This window comes from Streptomyces sp. NPDC001816, assembly GCF_042892235.1.
Classification (GTDB): Bacteria; Actinomycetota; Actinomycetes; order Streptomycetales; family Streptomycetaceae; genus Streptomyces.
In genome coordinates this window covers 329,770-348,812 of record NZ_JBIATY010000008.1, presented here as the reverse complement: position 1 = coordinate 348,812, position 19,043 = coordinate 329,770, and the positions used below count along the sequence as shown (strand labels likewise).

General features: G+C 71.2%; 18 protein-coding genes. 12 read left to right on the top strand and 6 right to left on the bottom strand.

What is annotated here, in order from left to right:
* Nucleotides 1–70 precede the first annotated feature (70 nt).
* The gene (locus ACFYZZ_RS28865) at nucleotides 71–364 is read right to left on the bottom strand and encodes an MTH1187 family thiamine-binding protein (protein WP_386578940.1); all 294 of its coding nucleotides are present in this window, start codon (nucleotides 362–364) and stop codon (nucleotides 71–73) included.
* Nucleotides 361–711, bottom strand: coding sequence for a DUF3817 domain-containing protein (locus ACFYZZ_RS28860; RefSeq protein WP_389181775.1), 351 nt, complete (start codon nucleotides 709–711; stop codon nucleotides 361–363). Before ACFYZZ_RS28860 ends, ACFYZZ_RS28865 begins: the two co-directional genes overlap by 4 nt.
* Nucleotides 712–909: 198 nt before the next feature.
* On the opposite strand from ACFYZZ_RS28860, the gene ACFYZZ_RS28855 reads away from it, so the two are divergent.
* The 4 genes from ACFYZZ_RS28855 to ACFYZZ_RS28840 all read left to right on the top strand — a co-directional run bounded on the left by ACFYZZ_RS28855 (nucleotide 910) and on the right by ACFYZZ_RS28840 (nucleotide 3,572).
* Nucleotides 910–1,548 (top strand): AIM24 family protein, encoded by a 639-nt coding sequence (locus tag ACFYZZ_RS28855; RefSeq protein WP_389181772.1) that lies wholly within the window; start codon nucleotides 910–912, stop codon nucleotides 1,546–1,548.
* 1 nt (nucleotide 1,549) lies between these two features.
* Nucleotides 1,550–2,200: an AIM24 family protein gene (locus ACFYZZ_RS28850; protein ID WP_389181770.1), complete on the top strand. Its 651-nt coding sequence runs from the start codon at nucleotides 1,550–1,552 to the stop codon at nucleotides 2,198–2,200.
* Nucleotides 2,197–3,003, top strand: a complete 807-nt coding sequence (locus ACFYZZ_RS28845; RefSeq protein ID WP_389181767.1) for an AIM24 family protein — start codon at nucleotides 2,197–2,199, stop codon at nucleotides 3,001–3,003. Before ACFYZZ_RS28850 ends, ACFYZZ_RS28845 begins: the two co-directional genes overlap by 4 nt.
* Before the next feature lie 92 nt (nucleotides 3,004–3,095).
* The gene (locus tag ACFYZZ_RS28840; RefSeq protein ID WP_386578948.1) at nucleotides 3,096–3,572 is read left to right on the top strand and encodes a MarR family winged helix-turn-helix transcriptional regulator; all 477 of its coding nucleotides are present in this window, start codon (nucleotides 3,096–3,098) and stop codon (nucleotides 3,570–3,572) included.
* A gap of 101 nt (nucleotides 3,573–3,673) precedes the next feature.
* Here ACFYZZ_RS28840 and meaB read toward each other — a convergent pair whose 3' ends face one another.
* Nucleotides 3,674–4,630, bottom strand: a complete 957-nt coding sequence (gene meaB / locus ACFYZZ_RS28835) for a methylmalonyl Co-A mutase-associated GTPase MeaB (RefSeq protein ID WP_389181763.1) — start codon at nucleotides 4,628–4,630, stop codon at nucleotides 3,674–3,676.
* Nucleotides 4,631–4,677: 47 nt separating this feature from the next.
* A complete protein-coding gene (locus ACFYZZ_RS28830) occupies nucleotides 4,678–5,877 on the bottom strand; it encodes an acetyl-CoA C-acetyltransferase (protein ID WP_389181760.1) in 1,200 nt (399 codons plus the stop codon).
* Between the two features lie 150 nt (nucleotides 5,878–6,027).
* Here ACFYZZ_RS28830 and mce point away from each other — a divergent pair, with 150 nt between their 5' ends.
* The 3 genes from mce to ACFYZZ_RS28815 all read left to right on the top strand — a co-directional run bounded on the left by mce (nucleotide 6,028) and on the right by ACFYZZ_RS28815 (nucleotide 11,642).
* Nucleotides 6,028–6,468, top strand: a complete 441-nt coding sequence (mce, locus tag ACFYZZ_RS28825; RefSeq protein ID WP_145883619.1) for a methylmalonyl-CoA epimerase — start codon at nucleotides 6,028–6,030, stop codon at nucleotides 6,466–6,468.
* Between the two features lie 206 nt (nucleotides 6,469–6,674).
* Nucleotides 6,675–10,523: a polarized growth protein Scy gene (gene scy / locus ACFYZZ_RS28820; protein ID WP_389181756.1), complete on the top strand. Its 3,849-nt coding sequence runs from the start codon at nucleotides 6,675–6,677 to the stop codon at nucleotides 10,521–10,523.
* 183 nt (nucleotides 10,524–10,706) lie between these two features.
* On the top strand, nucleotides 10,707–11,642 hold the full coding sequence (locus tag ACFYZZ_RS28815) for a cellulose-binding protein (protein WP_067003071.1): 936 nt from the start codon (nucleotides 10,707–10,709) through the stop codon (nucleotides 11,640–11,642).
* Nucleotides 11,643–11,708: 66 nt separating this feature from the next.
* Here the strand turns inward: ACFYZZ_RS28815 and ACFYZZ_RS28810 are convergent, their stop codons facing one another.
* The gene (locus ACFYZZ_RS28810; protein WP_389181752.1) at nucleotides 11,709–13,235 is read right to left on the bottom strand and encodes a PQQ-binding-like beta-propeller repeat protein; all 1,527 of its coding nucleotides are present in this window, start codon (nucleotides 13,233–13,235) and stop codon (nucleotides 11,709–11,711) included.
* 151 nt (nucleotides 13,236–13,386) lie between these two features.
* On the opposite strand from ACFYZZ_RS28810, the gene ACFYZZ_RS28805 reads away from it, so the two are divergent.
* The 4 genes from ACFYZZ_RS28805 (at nucleotide 13,387) to ACFYZZ_RS28790 (ending at nucleotide 17,373) form a co-directional block, all read left to right on the top strand.
* A complete protein-coding gene (locus ACFYZZ_RS28805; protein ID WP_389181749.1) occupies nucleotides 13,387–14,340 on the top strand; it encodes an ABC transporter ATP-binding protein in 954 nt (317 codons plus the stop codon).
* A 5-nt stretch (nucleotides 14,341–14,345) separates the two neighbouring features.
* Entirely contained in the window at nucleotides 14,346–15,119 is a 774-nt protein-coding gene (locus ACFYZZ_RS28800; RefSeq protein ID WP_389181746.1) for an ABC transporter permease, read from the top strand.
* A gap of 131 nt (nucleotides 15,120–15,250) precedes the next feature.
* On the top strand, nucleotides 15,251–16,498 hold the full coding sequence (locus tag ACFYZZ_RS28795; protein ID WP_389181743.1) for an ABC transporter ATP-binding protein: 1,248 nt from the start codon (nucleotides 15,251–15,253) through the stop codon (nucleotides 16,496–16,498).
* Entirely contained in the window at nucleotides 16,495–17,373 is an 879-nt protein-coding gene (locus ACFYZZ_RS28790; RefSeq protein WP_389181740.1) for an ABC transporter permease, read from the top strand. Before ACFYZZ_RS28795 ends, ACFYZZ_RS28790 begins: the two co-directional genes overlap by 4 nt.
* A 1-nt stretch (nucleotide 17,374) precedes the next feature.
* On the opposite strand, the gene ACFYZZ_RS28785 is transcribed toward ACFYZZ_RS28790, so the two are convergent.
* Entirely contained in the window at nucleotides 17,375–17,707 is a 333-nt protein-coding gene (locus tag ACFYZZ_RS28785; RefSeq protein ID WP_389181737.1) for an ATP/GTP-binding protein, read from the bottom strand.
* Between the two features lie 221 nt (nucleotides 17,708–17,928).
* On the opposite strand from ACFYZZ_RS28785, the gene ACFYZZ_RS28780 reads away from it, so the two are divergent.
* Nucleotides 17,929–18,957, top strand: a complete 1,029-nt coding sequence (locus tag ACFYZZ_RS28780) for an LLM class flavin-dependent oxidoreductase (RefSeq protein WP_389181734.1) — start codon at nucleotides 17,929–17,931, stop codon at nucleotides 18,955–18,957.
* Nucleotides 18,958–19,043 lie beyond the last annotated feature (86 nt).

The following is a 19,043-nucleotide window of genomic DNA, read 5'->3' as shown; positions in this document are numbered from 1 at the left end:
GCTCAAAGAAAGCGGTTGACAAAACCCCGGCCCTTGAGGGCCGGGGTTTTGTCAGCGAGTCGGCCGGTGCTCACCCGGCCAGGTGCCGCTCGACGGTCTCGACCTTGGAGGTGAGCCCGTCGGTCACGCCGGGCCGGATGTCGGCCTTGAGGACGAGCGACACGCGGGGCGCCCGCTCCTCGACGGCGGCCACGGCCCGCTTGATCACGTCCATGACCTCGTCCCACTCCCCCTCGACGGAGGTGAACATCGCGTCGGTGCGGTTGGGCAGGCCCGACTCGCGGACGACACGGACGGCGTCGGCGACGTACTCCCCCACGTCCTCGCCGACGCCCAGCGGTGTCACGGAGAAGGCGACGATCATGCGTTGACGACCCCTTCCTTGCGGGCGCGGGCCGCGATGACGGCGGCCTCGGCCTCACGGCGCAGCGCGCGCTCGATGATGAAGCCGCCGCCCGGGATGACCGAGTACGCGAAGTAGAGGGCGGCCTTGCCCTTGGCCCACTTGGTGCGGTTCCAGGCGTCCGCCCAGAAGAGCACGTAGAGGATGAACAGCACGCCGTGGATCGGGCCCAGCACCGGTGCGACGTCGAAGCCCGAGGCGACCGTGTACTTGATGATCGTGCAGGTCGCGAGAATGATCCAGGAGATGCCCTCGGGCACGGAGATCAGACGGAGGCGGCGGATGGCGGATGCTGTCTTGAGGTCCACGGGTCACCTTCGGTGGGAGTGTCGCTGAGGGCGCGGTCACTTGCTGATCGGCTTGCTGATCGACTTGGCGATCCGCTTTGTGAACGGAAGCACAAGGGTTGCCCATTGTGGCAAACGGCGCCCCTAGGGGTGCGCTCAGGGTCGTTCTCCACCCACGGGCCCTGTTCCGCCCACCCGCGGCGCCGCTACTTTCGCAGCGTGGCGACGTTCCGGCTCCAAGGGAGCAAGGTGCTCGCCGTCGACATGACCGGGGACGCCGTGAAGGCGAAGAACGGCTCGATGGTCGCGTACGACGGGCAGATGGCCTTCAAGAAGCTGAGTGGTGGTGGCGAGGGGCTGCGCGGGATGGTGACCCGGCGGCTCACCGGCGAGCAGATGACGGTGATGGAGGTGAGAGGACAGGGGACGTGCTGGTTCGCGGACCGGGCCTCGGAGATCAACCTGGTCGGTCTCCAGGGGGACAAGCTCTACGTCGAGTCGAGCAACCTGCTCGCGACCGACGCCGGGCTGCGGACGGGCACGACGTTCACCGGGCTGCGCGGTGCCTCGCAGGGCAACGGGCTGTTCACGACGACCGTCGAGGGACACGGCCAGGCGGCGATCATCTCCGACGGCCCGGCCGTGGTGCTCCGGGTCAGCCCGCAGTACCCGCTGATCGTCGACCCGGGCGCCTATATCGCCCACCAGGGGAACGTACGGCAGTCCTTCCAGTCCGGTGTGACGTTCCGCACGCTCTTCGGGGAGGGCGGCGGCGAGGCCTTCCAGATCCGCTTCGAGGGCGACGGGCTGGTCTATGTGCAGCCGAGCGAGCGGAACACGATCGCGGGGGACCTGTGAGATGAGCTTCCGGGAGATCAACTCCAAGATGGTCGAGGCGACCGTGCTGCCCGGCCGTCGGCTGTTCAGCCAGCGCGGCGCGATGCTCGCCTACCAGGGGGACGTGTCCTTCACACCCAACCTCCAGGGCGGCCAGGGCGGGCTGGTGTCCATGCTCGGGCGGCGGGTGGCCGGCGAGGCGACCCCGCTGATGACCGTCGAGGGCAGCGGCACCGTCTTCTTCGGGCACGGCGGCCACCACGTGCACGTCATCAACCTCTCCGGCGACACCCTGTACGTCGAGGCCGACCGGCTGCTCGCCTTCGAGGGCACCTTGCAGCAGGGCACGATGTTCATGGGCTCTCAGGGCGGGGTCATGGGCCTGGTCCGCGGCCAGGTCACCGGGCAGGGCCTGTTCACCACCACCCTCCAGGGGCAGGGGGCGGTGGCCGTGATGGCGCACGGCGGCGTCTTCGAGATCCCGATCACACCCCAGCGCCCGGTCCATGTGGACCCGCAGGCCTACGTCGCCCACCACGGCGACGTGCGCAACAAGCTGTCCGCCGCGCTCGGCTGGCGCGACATGGTGGGCCGCGGCTCCGGTGAGGCGTTCCAGCTGGAGCTGAGCGGCAGCGGCACGGTGTACGTCCAGGCCTCGGAGGAGAAGCTGTGAGCGCGTACGGACCCCCCGGCGGCCCGGTGGTGTACGACCCGATGACGCTGCCCGTCGACGACAACGTGAACAAGTACACCTTCTGCGTCGAGCTCAAGAGCGGCCAGTGGTTCCTGCAGAAGGGAAAGATGATCGCCTACTACGGGGCGATCGAGTTCAACGGCATCGGGCACGGCCGACTCGACCGACTTGTCCGTACGTCTTTCCATTCGCCACTGCACGCGAGCGACTGGGTCGTGGCGCAGGGCTCGGGCAAGATGCTGCTGGCCGACCGGGCCTTCGACGTCAACTCCTACGACCTGGACGACGGGAACTTGACCATTCGCGCGGGCAACTTGCTCGCTTTTCAGCCAAGTCTCGCGCTCAAACAGTCGATCGTGCCAGGTTTTCTGACCCTTATCGGAACCGGCAAGTTTGTGGCTGCATCTAACGGTCCGGTGGTGTTCCTGGAACCTCCGATCCGGGTGGACCCCCAGGCGCTGGTCGGGTGGGCCGACTGCCCGTCACCGTGTCATCACTACGACCACGGGTACCTGACGGGCGTGATGGGCGGTCTACGTGCGATGACGGGCCTCGGCGGAGCTTCCGGCGAGGAGCACCAGTTCGAGTTCGTGGGAGCCGGGACGGTCCTGCTGCAGTCGAGCGAGACCCTGATGGCCGAGCCGGCGACGGGGGCGGTTCCGCCCGAACCGGGGGTGCCCGGCGGTGGCGGAGTGACACCGTCCGGACACGGTCCGCAATCGTCGGGCGTACCGCGCCTTCCCGGACAGCTGGGGGACCTCCAGCGTCGCTTCGGGCTGTGAGCGGTAGTCTGCGGAGTGTGACGTCGAACGCGTGCGCACAGTCACACCACCCGAAGTAGTTCGTCATTCAACTTCTTAGGTAGACTTCATTCATGGAGACCGAGACGGCCACGCGCTGGCTGACCGATGCGGAGCAGTGCGCCTGGCGCACCCACCTGGAGGTCAACAGGCTGTTGACGTACCAGCTCGAAAAGGATCTGCAGCCGTTCGGCCTGACTATGAACGACTACGAGATCCTCGTGAACCTGTCCGAGTCGGAGGACGTGCGGATGCGGATGAGCGATCTGGCCTCCGCGACGCTGCAGTCCAAGAGCCGGCTCTCGCACCAGATCACGCGGATGGAGAACGCGAACCTGGTGCGGCGCGAGAACTGCGAGTCCGACCGGCGGGGGTTGTACGCCGTGCTGACCGAACACGGCATGGAGACGATGAGGAAGGTCGCGCCGCATCACGTGGCGTCGGTGCGGAAGCACTTCATCGATCTGCTGTCGCCGGAGGCCCTGATAGAGCTGGACAAGGGGTTGAAACCGATCGCCGAGCATCTGAGGGGGCAGCGGGGGCGCCCCTGAGGCTCTCCGAGAACCTCGGGCAGCAGCAGCTGGGCGGGGGTGGGACGCCCCGCCGCGCCCGCGGTCCGGGCCTGGCAGCAGCTCGGCCGAGTTGAGGACCGTCAGCCCTCGGTGAGCCCCGTCACCAGTTCGTCCGCCGCGCGGTACGGGTCCAGTTCGCCTGCCACGATGCGTTCCGCGAGGGCGCTCAGGCGGCGGTCGCCGTGGAGGTCGCCGATGCGTTGACGCAGGGCCGTGACCGCGATGGTCTCCACCTCGCGGGCCGCGCGGGCCCTGCGGCGCTCGTCGAGGACGCCGTGCTCCTCCATCCAGGCGCGGTGCTTCTCCAGGGCCTCGACCACCTCGTCGACGCCCTCGGCGCGGGCCGCGACCGTCTTGACGATGGGCGGGCGCCAGTCGCCGGGACCGCGGGCCTCGCCCAGGCCCAGCATGTGGTTCAGCTCGCGGGCGGTGGCGTCGGCGCCGTCCCGGTCCGCCTTGTTGACGACGTAGACGTCGCCGATCTCGAGGATGCCGGCCTTGGCCGCCTGGATGCCGTCGCCCATGCCGGGGGCCAGCAGGACGACCGAGGTGTCGGCCTGGGAGGCGATCTCCACCTCGGACTGGCCGACGCCGACCGTCTCGACCAGGATCACGTCGCAGCCCGCCGCGTCCAGGACGCGGATCGCCTGGGGGGCGGCCCAGGCGAGGCCGCCGAGGTGGCCGCGCGTGGCCATGGAGCGGATGTAGACGCCGGGGTCGGAGGCGTGGTCCGACATGCGCACCCGGTCGCCGAGCAGGGCGCCGCCGGAGAACGGGGACGACGGGTCGACGGCCAGGACGCCGACCCGCCTGCCCTGTTTGCGGTACGCCGTGACGAGGGCGGAGGTGGAGGTCGACTTGCCGACGCCGGGCGAGCCCGTCAGACCGACCACGTAGGCGTTGCCGGTCAGCGGGGCCAGCGCCGCCATGACCTCCCTGAGCTGCGGGGACGCCCCCTCCACCAGGGAGATGAGCCGGGCCACGGCCCGCGGCCGGCCTTCCCTGGCCTGGGCCACCAGAGAGGAGACGTCCTGCATCAAACAGCTCCGTTCACTTCACGGACGTAAACAGACGTAACTGAAACTCAGGCCTTCGGTACCCGCACGATCAGGGCGTCGCCCTGGCCGCCGCCACCGCACAGCGCGGCCGCGCCGACGCCGCCGCCCCGGCGCTTGAGCTCCAGCGCCAAGTGCAGCACGACACGGGCGCCGGACATACCGATCGGGTGGCCCAGCGCGATGGCGCCACCGTTGACGTTCACCTTTTCCGTGGATACGCCGAGGTCCTTCATTGACTGCACGGCGACCGCGGCGAAGGCCTCGTTGATCTCGATGAGGTCCAGGTCGGAGACCTCCAGGCCCTCCTTCTTCAGGGCGTGCTGGATGGCGTTGGAGGGCTGGGACTGCAGCGAGTTGTCCGGCCCGGCCACGTTGCCGTGGGCACCGATCTCGGCGAGCCACTCCAGGCCCAGCTCCTCGGCCTTGGCCTTACTCATCACGACCACGGCCGCCGCACCGTCCGAGATCTGCGAGGAGGTACCGGCGGTGATCGTGCCGTCCTTGGCGAAGGCCGGGCGCAGCTTGCCCAGGGACTCCACGGTCGTGTCGCCGCGGATGCCCTCGTCCTTGCTGAAGACGACCGGCTCACCCTTGCGCTGCGGGATCTCGACCGGGGTGATCTCGGCCTCGAAGACGCCGTTCTTCTGCGCGGCGGCAGCCCTCTGGTGGGACAGGGCGGCGATCTCGTCCTGCTCGGGGCGCTGGATGCCGAGGCGCGTGTTGTGCTTCTCCGTGGACTCGCCCATGGCGATGCCCTCGAAGGAGTCGGTCAGACCGTCGTAGGCCATCGCGTCGAGCATCTCGATCGCCCCGTACTTGAAGCCCTCGCGGGACTTCGGCAGCAGGTGGGGGGCGTTGGTCATGGACTCCTGGCCACCGGCGACCACGATGTCGAACTCACCGGCGCGGATCAGCTGGTCGGCGAGGGCGATCGCGTCCAGGCCGGACAGACACACCTTGTTGACGGTGAGCGCCGGGACGCTCATCGGGATGCCGGCCTTGACCGCGGCCTGGCGGGCCGGGATCTGGCCCGCGCCGGCCTGGAGCACCTGGCCCATGATCACGTACTGCACCTGGTCGCCGCCGATTCCCGCACGGTCGAGGGCGGCCTTGATCGCGAAGCCGCCGAGGTCGGCTCCGGAGAAGGACTTCAGCGAGCCCAGCAGCCGCCCCATGGGCGTGCGCGCGCCCGCGACGATCACCGAGCTGGTCGTTCCAGAAGACATGAGCTGCGATCCCCTTCCAGCTGCAAAAGAGCCGAGGAGTGAACGAGGGTTTACTTCGAATGTACTGAGTGGCACTCCGTGCCGTCACCGGGCCGTCGGTGTGATCGCGCGCACGTTGCGTAACCACCTCCGTAGCGCTGCACTGAATCCATGCTGACGCGAATCGACCACATCGGGATCGCCTGTCACGACCTCGACGCGACCGTCGAGTTCTACAAGGCCACCTATGGCTTCGAGGTGTTCCACACCGAGGTCAACGAGGAGCAGGGTGTGCGGGAGGCCATGCTCAAGATCAACGAGACGTCCGACGGCGGCGCCTCCTACCTCCAGCTGCTGGAGCCGACCCGCGAGGACTCCGCGGTCGGCAAGTGGCTGGCGAAGAACGGGGAGGGCGTCCACCACATCGCCTTCGGTACGGCGGATGTGGACGGGGACTCCGAGGAGATCCGCGGCAAGGGCGTACGCGTTCTGTACGACGAGCCACGTCGCGGCTCCATGGGGTCGCGGATCACCTTCCTGCACCCCAAGGATTGCCACGGAGTCCTGACAGAACTGGTCACTTCGGCCCCTGTTGAGTCGCCCGAGCACTGACCCCCGTACATAAGGGCCGGTAGGGTTGGGGGCGGTCGTCGCCACAACCGGGACGACCGCATGCCGGGGTCCGGGTTTCGGGGGACGAGCGTCGGGGCAGCAGCCCATGCTCCGCCGTTGATCTGACACCATTCCCCGGGGGCCCCGTTCGGCGGATGGACGGAGCTCGTTGGAGAAGCTGACCAGGGGACGGATGGGACCGCGCAGTGCGGGGCTACGAGAGCCAGGAGCGAGAGCCGGCGGCTGACGTCGACCACCTCTCTCGGTTCGAGGCCGAGATGAAGCGGCTGAAGACCGAGCGGGAAAAGGCGATCCAGCACGCCGAGGACCTCGGCTACCAGGTCGAGGTGCTGCGCGCCAAGCTGCACGAGGCGCGACGCACCCTGATGACCCGGCCCGCCTATGACGGCGGTGACATCGGTTATCAGGCCGAGCAGTTGCTCCGTAATGCCCAGATCCAGGCCGACCAGCTGCGCCAGGACGCCGAGCGGGAGCTGAGCCAGGTCCGGGCGCAGACCCAGCGCATCCTGCAGGAGCACGCCGAGCAGGCCGCCCGGCTCCAGGCCGAGCTGCACCAGGAGGCGGTCACCCGCCGCCAGCAGCTGGACCAGGAGCTGGCCGAGCGCCGGCAGACCGTCGAGTCGCACGTCAACGAGAACGTGGCGTGGGCCGAGCAGCTGCGCGCCCGCAGCGAGTCGCAGGCCCGCCGGCTCCTCGACGAGTCCCGCGCCGAGGCCGAGCAGGCCATGGCCGCCGCCCGGGCCGAGGCCGAACGGCTGACGGGCGAGGCCCGGCAGCGGCTGCAGAACGACGCCGAGGCGGCACGTGCCGAGGCCGAGCAGATCCTGCGCCGCGCGCGCACGGACGCCGAGCGGCTGCTGAACGCGGCCTCCACGCAGGCGCAGGAGGCCGCCGACCACGCCGAGCAGCTGCGCAGCTCCACCGCCAGCGAGTCAGACGCCGCCCGCCGGCAGGCCACCGAGCTGAGCCGGGCCGCCGAGGAGCGCATGGCGCAGGCCGAGGAGGCGCTGCGCAAGGCGCAGGCCGAGGCCGAGAAGCTGGTGACGGAGGCCGAGCAGGCCGCCGCCAAGACGCTGTCGAGCGCCGAGGCCGCCAACGAGACTCGTACGCGTACGGCCAAGGAGCAGGTCGCCCGGCTGGTCAGCGAGGCCACCAAGGAGGCCGAGACCACCAAGGCGGACGCCGAGCAGCTGGTCGCGGACGCCCGTGCCGAGGCCGAGAAGATCGTCGCGGAGGCCTCCGAGAAGGCCCGCACGATCACCGCCGAGGAGAGCGCGACCCAGCTGTCCAAGGCCGCCAAGACCGCCGAGGACGTCCTCAACAAGGCCTCGGACGAGGCCAAGAAGACCACCAAGGCCGCCGCCGAGGAGGCCGAGCGGATCCGCACGGAGGCCGAGGCCGAGGCGGACCGGCTGCGCGCCGAGGCGCACGACATCGTCGAGCAGCTCAAGGGCGCGGCGAAGGACGACACCAAGGAGTACCGCGCCAAGACGGTCGAGCTGCAGGAGGAGGCCCGCCGGCTGCGCGGCGAGGCCGAGCAGCTGCGCGCCGACGCGGTCGCCGAGGGCGAGTCCATCCGCGCCGAGGCCCGCCGCGAGGCCGTGGTGCAGATCGAGGAGGCGGCCAAGTCCGCCGAGGAGCTGCTGGCCAAGGCCAAGGCGGACGCCGACGAGCTGCGGCAGAAGGCCACCGCGGACAGCGAGAAGGTCCGCACCGAGGCCATCGAGCGGGCCACCGCGCTGCGCCGGCAGGCCGAGGAGACCCTGGACCGCACCCGCAAGGAGGCCGAGCGGCTCCGCGAGGAGGCCGGTGAGCAGGCCGAGGCGGTCCGGTCGGACGCCGAGCAGGCCGCGCGTGAGCTGCGCGAGGAGACCGAGCGCGCGGCCGAGGCCCGGCGCGCCGAGGCCGCCGAGGAACTGACCCGGCTGCAGACGGAGACCCAGGAGCGGCTGGTCGCGGCCGAGCAGGCGCTCACCGACGCCCGCGAGGAGGCCGCCCGGATCCGGCGGGAGGCCGCCGAGGAGACCGAGCGGCTGCGCGCCGAGGCCGCCGAGCGGATCCGTACGCTCCAGCAGCAGGCCGAGGCCGAGGCCGAACGGCTGCGCACGGAGGCCGCGTCCGACGCGTCCGCCTCGCGCGCCGAGGGCGAGGCCATCGCCGTACGCCTGCGTTCGGAGGCCGCCGCCGAGGCCGAGCGGCTCAAGGCGGAGGCCCAGGACACCGCCGACCGGGTCCGTGCGGAGGCGCAGGCCGCCGCCGAGCGGCTCGGCACGGAGGCGTCCGAGACGCTGGCCGCCGCGCAGGAGGAGGCCGCCCGGCGCCGCCGCGAGGCCGAGGAACTGCTCGGCGCCGCGCGCTCCGAGGCCGACCAGGAGCGCGAGCGGGCCCGCGAGCAGAGCGAGGAGCTGCTGGCCTCGGCGCGCAGGCGCGTGGAGGACGCGCAGACCGAGGCGACCCGGCTGGTCGAGGAGGCCGACCGGCGCGCCACCGAGATGGTGTCCGCCGCCGAGCAGCACGCGCAGCAGGTGCGGGACTCCGTCGTCGGGCTGCACGAGCAGGCGCAGGAGGAGATCACCGGGCTGCGCTCGGCCGCCGAGCACGCGGCGGACCGTACCCGCAGGGAGGCCGAGGAGGAGGCGGACCGGGTCCGCGCCGACGCCTACGCCGAGCGGGAGCGGGCGAGCGAGGACGCGTCGCGGGTCCGGCGCGAGGCGAACGAGGAGGCGGAGGCCGCCAAGGCGCTCGCCGAGCGTACGGTCGCCGAGGCGCTCGCGGAGTCCGAGCGGCTGCGCTCGGACTCGGCCGCGCACGCCCAGCGGGTGCGCACGGAAGCGTCGGACGCGCTCGCCGAGGCCGACCAGGCCGCGGCGCGCACCCGGGCGGACGCCCGCGAGGACGCCAACCGCATCCGCTCGGACGCGGCGACACAGGCGGACACGCTCATCACCGAGGCGCGCAGCGAGGCGGAGCGGCTGCAGAACGAGACGGTGGCCGAGGCGGACCGGGTCCGTGCCGAGGCCGTCGCGGGCGCCGAGAAGCTCGTGGCGGACGCCACCGACGACGCGGAGCGGCTGCGCGCCGAGGCCGCCGAGACGGTCGGCTCGGCCCAGCAGCACGCGGAGCGGCTGCGCATCGAGGCCGAGCGGCTGCGGGCGGACGCGGAGGCGGAGGCCGAGCGGCTCGTCAACTCGGCACGCGAGGAGTCCGAGCGGACCCTCGACGAGGCCCGCAAGGACGCCAACAAGCGGCGCTCGGAGGCGGCCGAGCAGGTCGACACGCTCATCACGGAGACCACGGCCGAGGCGGACAAGCTGCTCACCGAGGCCCAGCAGCAGGCGCTGAAGACCACCGCGGACGCGGAGTCGCAGGCCGACACGATGGTGGGTGCGGCCCGCAGCGAGGCCGAGCGGCTCGTCGCCGAGGCGACGGTCGAGGGCAACTCGCTGGTCGAGAAGTCCCGTACCGACGCGGACGAGCTGCTGGTCGGCGCCCGCCGGGACGCGACCGCCATCAGGGAGCGCGCGGAGGAGCTGCGCGACCGCATCACGACCGAGATCGAGGACCTGCACGAGCGGGCCCGCCGCGAGGCCGCCGAGACGATGAAGTCCACCGGCGACCGCTGCGACGCGCTGATCAAGGCGGCCGAGGAGCAGCTGGCCAAGGCGCAGGCGAAGGCCAAGGAGCTGGTGTCGGAGGCCAACTCCGAGGCGGGCAAGGTCCGGATCGCCGCGGTCAAGAAGGCGGAGGGCCTGCTCAAGGAGGCCGAGCAGAAGAAGGCGTCCTTGATCAAGGAGGCCGAGGAGCTGAAGGCCGAGGCGATCCGCGAGGCCCGGCGCTCGGTCGAGGAGGGAAAGCGCGAACTGGAGATCCTGGTGCGCCGGCGCGAGGACATCAACGCCGAGATCTCCCGTGTCCAGGACGTTCTGGAGGCGTTGGAGTCCTTCGAGGCGCCGTCGGCCGGCAAGGACGGCGGAGTCAAGGCGGGCGCCACCGTGGGCGCCCCTCGATCGGGTGGCAAGCCGTCGGACGGCTAGCGGGCGGCACGGATTCCGGTGTCTTCTGGGGGCTTTGTCCCGGTCTTTGGCAAGCCGTCCCGCGGTCAGCCACCCAAAAGAGGTGTCATTCTCCAGATCAAACACGTATCCGCTCGATGACACACCGCTTCGGCCCCTAGGATTCCCCCTATCACCTCACCGGTCTCTTTCGACAGGAACCCCATGAGCGACACTTCCCCCTACGGCTTCGAGCTTGTGCGGCGTGGGTACGACCGCGCTCAGGTGGACGAACGGATCTCCAAGCTCGTCTCCGACCGTGACAGCGCTCTCGCCCGCATCACCGCTCTGGAAAAGCGCATCGAGGAGCTCCACCTCGAGACGCAGAACGCCCAGGCCCAGGTGACCGACGCCGAGCCGTCGTACGCCGGTCTCGGTGCGCGTGTCGAGAAGATCCTGCGCCTCGCCGAGGAGGAGGCCAAGGATCTGCGCGAGGAGGCCCGGCGCGCGGCCGAGCAGCACCGCGAGCTGGCCGAGTCGGCGGCCCAGCAGGTGCGCAACGACGCAGAATCGTTCGCTGCGGAGCGCAAGGCCAAGGCCGAGGACGAGGGCGTCCGGATCGTCGAGAAGGCCAAGAGCGACGCCGCCCAGCTGCGTTCCGAGGCGCAGAAGGACGCGCAGTCCAAGCGCGAGGAGGCGGACGCCCTCTTCGAGGAGACCCGCGCCAAGGCCGCGCAGGCCGCCGCCGACTTCGAGACGAACCTCGCCAAGCGCCGCGAGCAGTCCGAGCGCGACCTGGCCTCCCGCCAGCAGAAGGCCGAGAAGCGCCTCGCCGAGATCGAGCACCGCGCCGAGCAGCTCCGCCTGGAGGCGGAGAAGCTGCGCACGGACGCCGAGCGCCGCGCCCGCCAGACGGTGGAGACGGCCCAGCGCCAGGCCGAGGACATCGTGGCCGACGCCAACGCCAAGGCCGACCGCATCCGCTCGGAATCCGAGCGCGAGCTCGCGGCCCTCACCAACCGCCGCGACAGCATCAACGCCCAGCTGACGAACGTCCGCGAGATGCTCGCCACGCTGACCGGCGCCGCGGTGGCCGCGGCCGGCTCCCCCGCCGAGGACGAGCCGATCTCCCGGGGCGTTCCGGCGCAGCAGACCCGGTAGGCACGGGTAGTCGTACGACGCCGTGAGGGGCGGTGGGACTCGGTCCCACCGCCCCTTCCGCACGTACTAGCGCAGTCCCAGCAGGGGCGGTTGGCTTGTGCCGTCGCCGTTGACGACGACCCAGGTGTCGCCGGCTCGCAGCAGTTCGGCGCCGGTGGCGTACCGGTCCGTGCGCACCGTCGTCCCGTCGTCCTCGCCGATGCGATGGCCGTGGGCCGTGTCGAGCGTCCACAGCCTGCCGTTCCCGAGCAGGCCGCTCCCGAGCACCGCCACCCGGCCGCGGCCCGCCGGAGCCAGCGCGGCGACCTCACCCAGGTCGGCGTGCCACAGGTGCCGGCCGTCGCGCAGCGCGTAGCCCGAGACGCGGTCGGCAGAGGTGGCACCCGGCTTGGCCGCGGCGACGACGAGCGTGTCCCCGCTGACGGTCGCCCAGAGCGCCGGCCGCGCCTCGAAGGTGTCGTAGTCGGCCGACAGCGGCTTGAGGTCCTCGTCGTCGCCGGTGAGCGGGATCCGCACCGGGTCGCCCGCGGGGTCGGGGTAGGCCAGGACGGCCGCGACACCGCGCTTGTCGCTCTCCTTCAGCAGGAGGGTGAAGGGGTCGGCAGAGAGCACCATGACCGTGTCGGCGGGGCTCTCGACGGGCAGGGCCAGGCTGCCGCGCTGCCTGCCGGTGGCACCGTCCAGGGTCACCAGCCGTCCGCTGCCGCCGTCCGCCGTCGCGCACGTCACCACGACCGTGGTGGTGCCGCCGGCGGCGGAGACGACGTTCGGCGCGCACGCCTCGCCGTCGCGGTGCTTCCGGTTCAGGTCGGCGCTCCAGCGCGGTCGGCCGTCGGCCAGGCCGTACGCCTGGACGCCCGTGCCGGTCAGCGCGACGGCCACGTCGCGGTCGGCCGCGAGGAGGCTGTCACTGCCGGAGGTGAACTGGGCAACGCCCTTGATATTGCGCTCCCACAGCTTGCGGCCGGTGCGGGTGTCGACGCCCCACACCGTGTCGCAGGGCTTCCGGTAGGGCGCGAAGGCGACCAGCCCGACGCGGTCGACCACACGCTCGCTCATCCCGCACACCGACTCGCGCACGGGGGCGCGCAGCGTCCAGCGGCGCTCGCCGCCGTGGGAGTCGTAGGAGACGAGCGCGTCGTCGCGCACCCGGACGACGGTCGGGGCGTCCCGGCCCACGGTCCACACGCCCTGCGCCCGCACGGTCGCCGGCCGGTCCGGCGCGGCCTGCCAGGAGGCGTCGAGAACCGGGCCGCGCATCCACAGGTACGCCTGCCAGCCGGGCCAGAGCGCGAGCAGCACGCCCGCCACGGTGAGGACGGCGGGCACGCCCTTGCCGGGACGCCGCTCGGTGAACGACTGGATCGCGCGGGCCAGGACGCCGAACCCGACGAACGTCAGCAGGAAGGCCAGAAGCAGAGTGGGAATGGTGCCTTCCGGGCAGTCGTCGCCGCCGCACTCGCCGCCGGGAACGGACGTCCACCCCAGCACATGGAACTCCACCGCGAGCCCGACCGCGGCCCCCGCCGCCACGACCGCCAGCCCCGCCCCCACCGCGCCCCGCCCCGTGCGCGGTCTGCTGTCCTCAATCACTTCCGCCCCCGCCCGTGTTCTGTTTTCCGGCGCTCCCCAGCACCGCCCCCGTTGCTCAGGGGAGCTGGAGCATAACCCGCCGGTAGGGGCGCACGGACTCCCTCCGACCGCTCGAGTGGCAGGCGCCCAACACCCGTCTTAGCGTGGCCGCATGATCGAGCTGGCGGGGCTGACCAAGCGGTACGGCGAGAAGCTGGCGGTCGACGGCCTCACCTTCACGGTCAGGCCCGGCATCGTCACCGGGTTTCTCGGGCCCAACGGCGCCGGCAAGTCCACGACCATGCGGATGATCCTCGGACTGGACCGGCCCACCGCCGGGGACGTCCGGATCGACGGGCTGCACTACGCCCAGCTGAAGGACCCGCTGACGTACATCGGGGCCCTGCTGGACGCGAAGGCCGTGCACGGCGGGCGCACCGCGTTCAACCATCTGCTGTGTCTCGCGCAGAGCAACGGGATCCCGAGGCAGCGGGTGGACGAGGTGCTCGACGTCGTCGGGCTCGCCGCCGTGGCGCGGAAGAAGGCCAAGGGATTCTCGTACGGGATGGGCCAGCGGCTCGGGATCGCTGCCGCGCTGCTCGGTGATCCGCGGATCCTGATGTTCGACGAGCCCGTCAACGGGCTCGACCCCGAGGGCATCCACTGGATCCGGAACCTGATGAAGTCGCTGGCCGCGCAGGGGCGGACCGTGTTCGTCTCGAGTCATCTGATGAGCGAGATGGCGCTGACCGCGGATCATCTGGTGGTCATCGGACAGGGCCGGCTGCTCGCCGACACCTCGATGACGGACTTCGTCCGGGAGAACGCACGCAGCTATGTACGGATCCGTTCTCCGCAGCGTGAGCGGCTGCTGGACGTGCTGCACGAGGACGGCATCACCGTCGTGGAGGCGGGCGGCGACGCGCTGGAGGTGGCGGGTGGCAAGGCCGAGCGGATCGGGGAGCTGGCCACGCGGTACGGGATCGTGCTGCACGAGCTGAGCCCGCAGCAGGCTTCGCTGGAGGAGGCGTTCATGCAGCTGACGGCGGAGTCGGTGGAGTACCACGCGCACGCCGCGCCCGCGCCCGCCCCGCAGGACTGGGGCGCCGGCTGGAAGGGGGCCTGAGGCCCATGGCAGCCCGTCAGGTCATCCGGTCGGAATGGACCAAGATCCGGTCGGTCGCCTCCACGGTGTGGACACTGTCGCTCGCCGTGGTGGTCACGCTCGCCATCGGGACGCTCATTTCCGCGCTGTCGAGGAGCCAGTACGCGAACATGCCGCTGCGGGAGCGGCTCTCCTTCGACCCGACGGTCATCAGCTTCGCGGGCATGACCCTCGGCCAGCTCGCCATGATCGTGTTCGGGGTGCTCGTCGTCTCCAACGAGTACAGCACCGGCATGATCCGCGTCTCACTGGCCGCCGTGCCACGGCGCGGCACCTTCCTGTTCAGCAAGATCGCCGTGGCCGGCGCGCTCGCCCTGGCCGTCGGCATGGTCACCAGCTTCGCCGCCTTCTTCCTCGGGCAGGCGATGCTCGGCGACCTCGGCACCCGGATCGACGATCCCGGTGTGCTGCGCGCGGTGATCGGCGGCGGGCTCTACATGGCCCTCATCGCGATGTTCTCCATGGGCATCGCCACGATGCTGCGCTCCCCCATGCTGTCGCTCGGCATCCTGATGCCGTTCTTCTTCCTGATCTCCAACATCCTCGGCAACGTCGACGCCACGAAGAAGGTCGGCCGCTTCCTGCCCGACCAGGCCGGCAGCCGGATCATGCAGGTGGTGCCGAGAGTCGGCGACGACACGCCCTACGGCCCCTGGGGCGGGCTGGGCATCATGGCGCTGTGGGTGATCGCGGCGGTCGCGGGCGGTTACGCCCTGCTGAAGCACCGGGACGCTCAGTAGGCGTCCCAGCCACGTTCCACGCCGCCTTGGCTTTACTTACTCTTGGGCGGAACCGTCAGCGCCCGGATATCCTCCTAACCCTTACGGGGGCGTGTGCCCCGCTGTCCTGAACCTTTCGATGGGTGCGGAGCATGATCGAGGCTGTAGGCCTTACCAAGCGCTACGGCGACAAGACCGCCGTGTACAACCTTTCCTTCCAGGTGCGACCGGGAGCCGTGACCGGCTTCCTCGGACCCAACGGATCGGGCAAGTCGACGACCATGCGGATGATCCTCGGGCTGGACAACCCGACGTCCGGCGCGGTGACCATCGGCGGCTACCCGTACCGCAAGCTGCCCAACGCCCCCCGCCAGGTGGGCGCCCTGCTCGACGCCAAGGCGGTGCACGGCGGCCGGGCCGCCCGCAACCACCTGCTGAGCCTCGCCCAGCTGTCGGGCATCCCGGCCCGGCGGGTGGACGAGGTGCTCGGGGTCGTCGGCCTGCAGGAAGTGGCGAAGAAACGATCCAAGGGCTTCTCGCTCGGCATGGGCCAGCGCCTCGGCATCGCCGCCGCGCTGCTCGGCGACCCCCAGGTGCTGCTCTTCGACGAGCCGGTCAACGGCCTCGACCCCGAGGGCATCCTCTGGGTGCGCAACCTGATGAAGGCCCTCGCGGCCGAGGGCCGTACGGTCTTCGTCTCCTCGCACCTGATGAGCGAGATGGCGCTGACCGCCGACCACCTCATCGTGATCGGGCGCGGGCAGCTGCTCGCCGACATGAGCGTGACGGACTTCATCTCCGCCAACTCCGCCGACTTCGCGCGGGTGCGCACCCCGGACACCGAGCCCCAGCTACGCGAGAAGCTGTCCTCCGCGCTCACCGAGGCGGGCGGCCACGTGCTGCCGGAGCAGGACGGCGCGCTGCGCGTGACCGGGCTGCCGCTGCCCCGGATCAGCGACCTCGCGCACGAGGCGGACGTACGCCTGTGGGAGCTGTCGCCGCACCAGGCCTCGCTGGAGGAGGCGTACATGCGGATGACGCAGGGCGCCGTCGACTACCGCTCGACCATCGACCAGAAGGCGGGCCTGCAGCAGCCGCTGCCGCCCGGCGCCCAGCCGCCCATGCCGGTTCCCGGCCAGGGCCAGCCGGGCTGGTACGCCCCGCCGCCGCCCCAGCAGGGCGGCGGACAGCCGTTCGCGATGCAGACGCCGCCCGCGGGGCCGTACGGCGCCGCGCCCGCCGGCGTGCAGGGCGCTCCGGGCGCGGGTGCGCCCAACCCGTACGCGGCCCCGCAGGCGCAGCCTCCGGCGGCCGCACCCGCGGCCCCGGCCGCAGCACCGTCCCAGCCCGCTCCCGCGGCCCCGGCCGCCGACCTGACCAAGTCCGAGGACGCCCGATGAGCACCCACCAGCCCCCGATGCCGCAGGCACCCGCAGCCGCGCCCGAGTGGCAGGCGGCGCCCGGCGCTCCGTACCCCGGTTACAACTCGCCGATCCCGGTCGTGCGCACCCACCTCGGGCACGCGCTGGCGTCCGAGTGGACGAAGATCAAGTCGGTGCGGTCGACGATGTGGACGCTCGGCGTCTTCGTCCTGCTCGTGGTCGGCATCGGCCTGCTGGCCGGTCTCACGGTGCAGAGCTCCAGCTCCGACCTGGACGGCGAGAGCCCGCTCATGCTCGGCTTCTTCGGCCTGCTGATCGGCATCATGTGCATCATCACGCTCGGCGTGCTGACCACGGCCTCCGAGTACGGCACGGGCATGATCCGTACGACGATGACCGCGTGCCCGAGCCGGGGCCGGGTGCTGGCAGCCAAGTCGATCGTGTTCTTCGTGATCGCCTTCGTGGTGACGCTGGCCACCGTGTCGTTCGTGGCGATGGTGCACGCGTCGATGCTGAAGAGCCACGGCGCGGGCACCCCGTCCAGCAGTGAGTGGCTGAAGGCCACGGTCGGCATCAGCCTCTACATCGCTCTGCTCGGGCTGCTCTCGCTGCTCGTCGGCTCGATCATCCGGCACTCCGCGGGCGCCATCACGATCATGATCGGCGCGGTCCTCGCCCCGCTGGTGCTCGCGCTGTTCATGAACGCGGAGTCGCTGCAGAAGGTGCAGAAGGCACTGCTCGAGTACTCGATCCCGAGCCAGATGGGCGTCTTCTACAACAACACCCTGAGCGAGTCCGGCCCGACGGGCTGGGACCCGCTGTGGATCATCCTGGGCGTGACGGCGGCCGCGTACGCCGGCGCCTACGCGCTGCTGCAGAGCCGGGACGTGTAGCTCAGAACTTCGGCGCGTTACGGGACCGCTGCACCCGGGTGGTGCGGCGGTCCTTCGCGTTCCAGCACGCCTTGTGCCAGTGGCGGCGCTCGTCCACGCCCGAGTGCTCCGGCCAGGCCACCACGTGCGGGACACCGGAGGGGATCATCTGGTCGCAGCCGGGGCAGCGGTAGGTCTTGCCCTCGGCGCTCGCCCCGGCGACATGGCGCACGCTCCACTCCTCGCCCTGCCAGCTCTCGGTGGACTGCCAGCCGCCGTACCGGCCGGCCCGGTCGTCCTCGGCCCTCCGGCCGGACGACCCGGCTGCCTTCGGTCGGTTGTTACGCGGGGACACGGGACACCTCTCGGGGCTATACAGGAAGCAGGGGCTGTGTCCAGCCTACGCGGGCCCGAGGGGGGTACCCGTAGCGTGCCAACCCGTACAAGTCCCCCTCCCGGGCGGCCCATTCTGCAGACAATCCGCAAATCTCCCCGCCAGGCCGTGTCCTAGGCACGTGTCAGACGGTTATGCCGGTTGGGGGAGCTCCGGTCGGAGCCAAGGAAGCAGGAAGAGCGATGCACGTAGGAAGTTTTGTGCTGGCGGCCCAGTTCCCGGGCCAGGGGCCGGGGGAGGCCCTTTACCGGGCGGTCCGCTCGGCGGAGGTCTCCGAGGAGGCCGGGCTGGACACGGTGTGGCTGGCCGAGCACCACTTCGTGCCGTACGGCACATGCCCGTCGGCGATCACCCTGGCCGCGTTGCTGCTCGGCCGCACCCAGCGTATCCGGGTCGGCACAGCGGTCAGTGTGCTGCCCACCGCGCACCCGGTCGCCCTCGGCGAACAGGCCGCGCTGCTGCATATGACGAGCGGCGGCCGGTTCACGCTGGGCGTGGGGCGCGGCGGTCCATGGGTGGACCTGGAGGTGTTCGGCACGGGCCTCGACGCGTACGAGCACGGATTCCCGGAATCACTCGATCTGCTGGTGCGCTGGCTGCGCGAACCGTCGGTGTCGGCTTCGGGTAAACGGTTCTCCTTCCGTGAGGTGCCCGTCGTACCGCGCCCGTCGGAGGCGCTGACGGAGACGCCCGGGCCCGAGGTCCTGGTCGCCTGCACCTCGCCGGCGAGCGTGCGGCTGGCCGCCGAGCGCGGGCTGCCGATGCTGCTCGGCATGCACGTCGGGGACGAGGAAAAGGCCGAGATGGTCGCCCTGTGGCGGCAGTTCGCGCGGGCCGCGGGACGGCCGGCCGAGGAGATCGAGGGCGCCGCCCATGTCTCGGCCGGCGTCTGCCAGATCGCGGACCGGCGCACGGACGCGGCGGAGACGCTGCTGAAGGCGATGCCGGGGTGGCTGAAACAGGGCCTCGACGCCCACATCACGGTCGATGGCCGGATGCGTGCGATGCGCGATCCGCTCGCATACACCGAACTGCTCTGCGGGCTGCACCCGGTGGGCACCCCACGGCTGGCCGCCGACCGGCTCGCGGCCACTTCGGAGCGGACCGGAATCTCCCGGTTCGCCCTGCTCGCCGAGGGGTCGGGCGACCTCGCGGCGACGGAGGAGAACCTGCGGCGACTGGGCGCCGAGGTGCTGCCCCAGCTGCGCTGACCGGCCGCCGACTCCCTTCTGACGTAAGGCGCTTGCCGCCCCAGTACCAACGCACCTCCCCGCGGGTGGAGCGGCAAGCAAGCGGC

Coding starts and splice junctions, on each gene's coding strand:
- ACFYZZ_RS28850 (WP_389181770.1), top strand. CDS start 1,550: ATGAGCTTCCGGGAGATCAACTCCAAGATGGTCGAGGCGACCGTGCTG.
- ACFYZZ_RS28800 (WP_389181746.1), top strand. CDS start 14,346: ATGGCAGCCCGTCAGGTCATCCGGTCGGAATGGACCAAGATCCGGTCG.
- ACFYZZ_RS28840 (WP_386578948.1), top strand. CDS start 3,096: ATGGAGACCGAGACGGCCACGCGCTGGCTGACCGATGCGGAGCAGTGC.
- ACFYZZ_RS28780 (WP_389181734.1), top strand. CDS start 17,929: ATGCACGTAGGAAGTTTTGTGCTGGCGGCCCAGTTCCCGGGCCAGGGG.
- mce (WP_145883619.1), top strand. CDS start 6,028: ATGCTGACGCGAATCGACCACATCGGGATCGCCTGTCACGACCTCGAC.
- ACFYZZ_RS28795 (WP_389181743.1), top strand. CDS start 15,251: ATGATCGAGGCTGTAGGCCTTACCAAGCGCTACGGCGACAAGACCGCC.
- meaB (WP_389181763.1), bottom strand. CDS start 4,630: ATGCAGGACGTCTCCTCTCTGGTGGCCCAGGCCAGGGAAGGCCGGCCG.
- ACFYZZ_RS28830 (WP_389181760.1), bottom strand. CDS start 5,877: ATGTCTTCTGGAACGACCAGCTCGGTGATCGTCGCGGGCGCGCGCACG.
- ACFYZZ_RS28865 (WP_386578940.1), bottom strand. CDS start 364: ATGATCGTCGCCTTCTCCGTGACACCGCTGGGCGTCGGCGAGGACGTG.
- ACFYZZ_RS28815 (WP_067003071.1), top strand. CDS start 10,707: ATGAGCGACACTTCCCCCTACGGCTTCGAGCTTGTGCGGCGTGGGTAC.
- ACFYZZ_RS28805 (WP_389181749.1), top strand. CDS start 13,387: ATGATCGAGCTGGCGGGGCTGACCAAGCGGTACGGCGAGAAGCTGGCG.
- ACFYZZ_RS28790 (WP_389181740.1), top strand. CDS start 16,495: ATGAGCACCCACCAGCCCCCGATGCCGCAGGCACCCGCAGCCGCGCCC.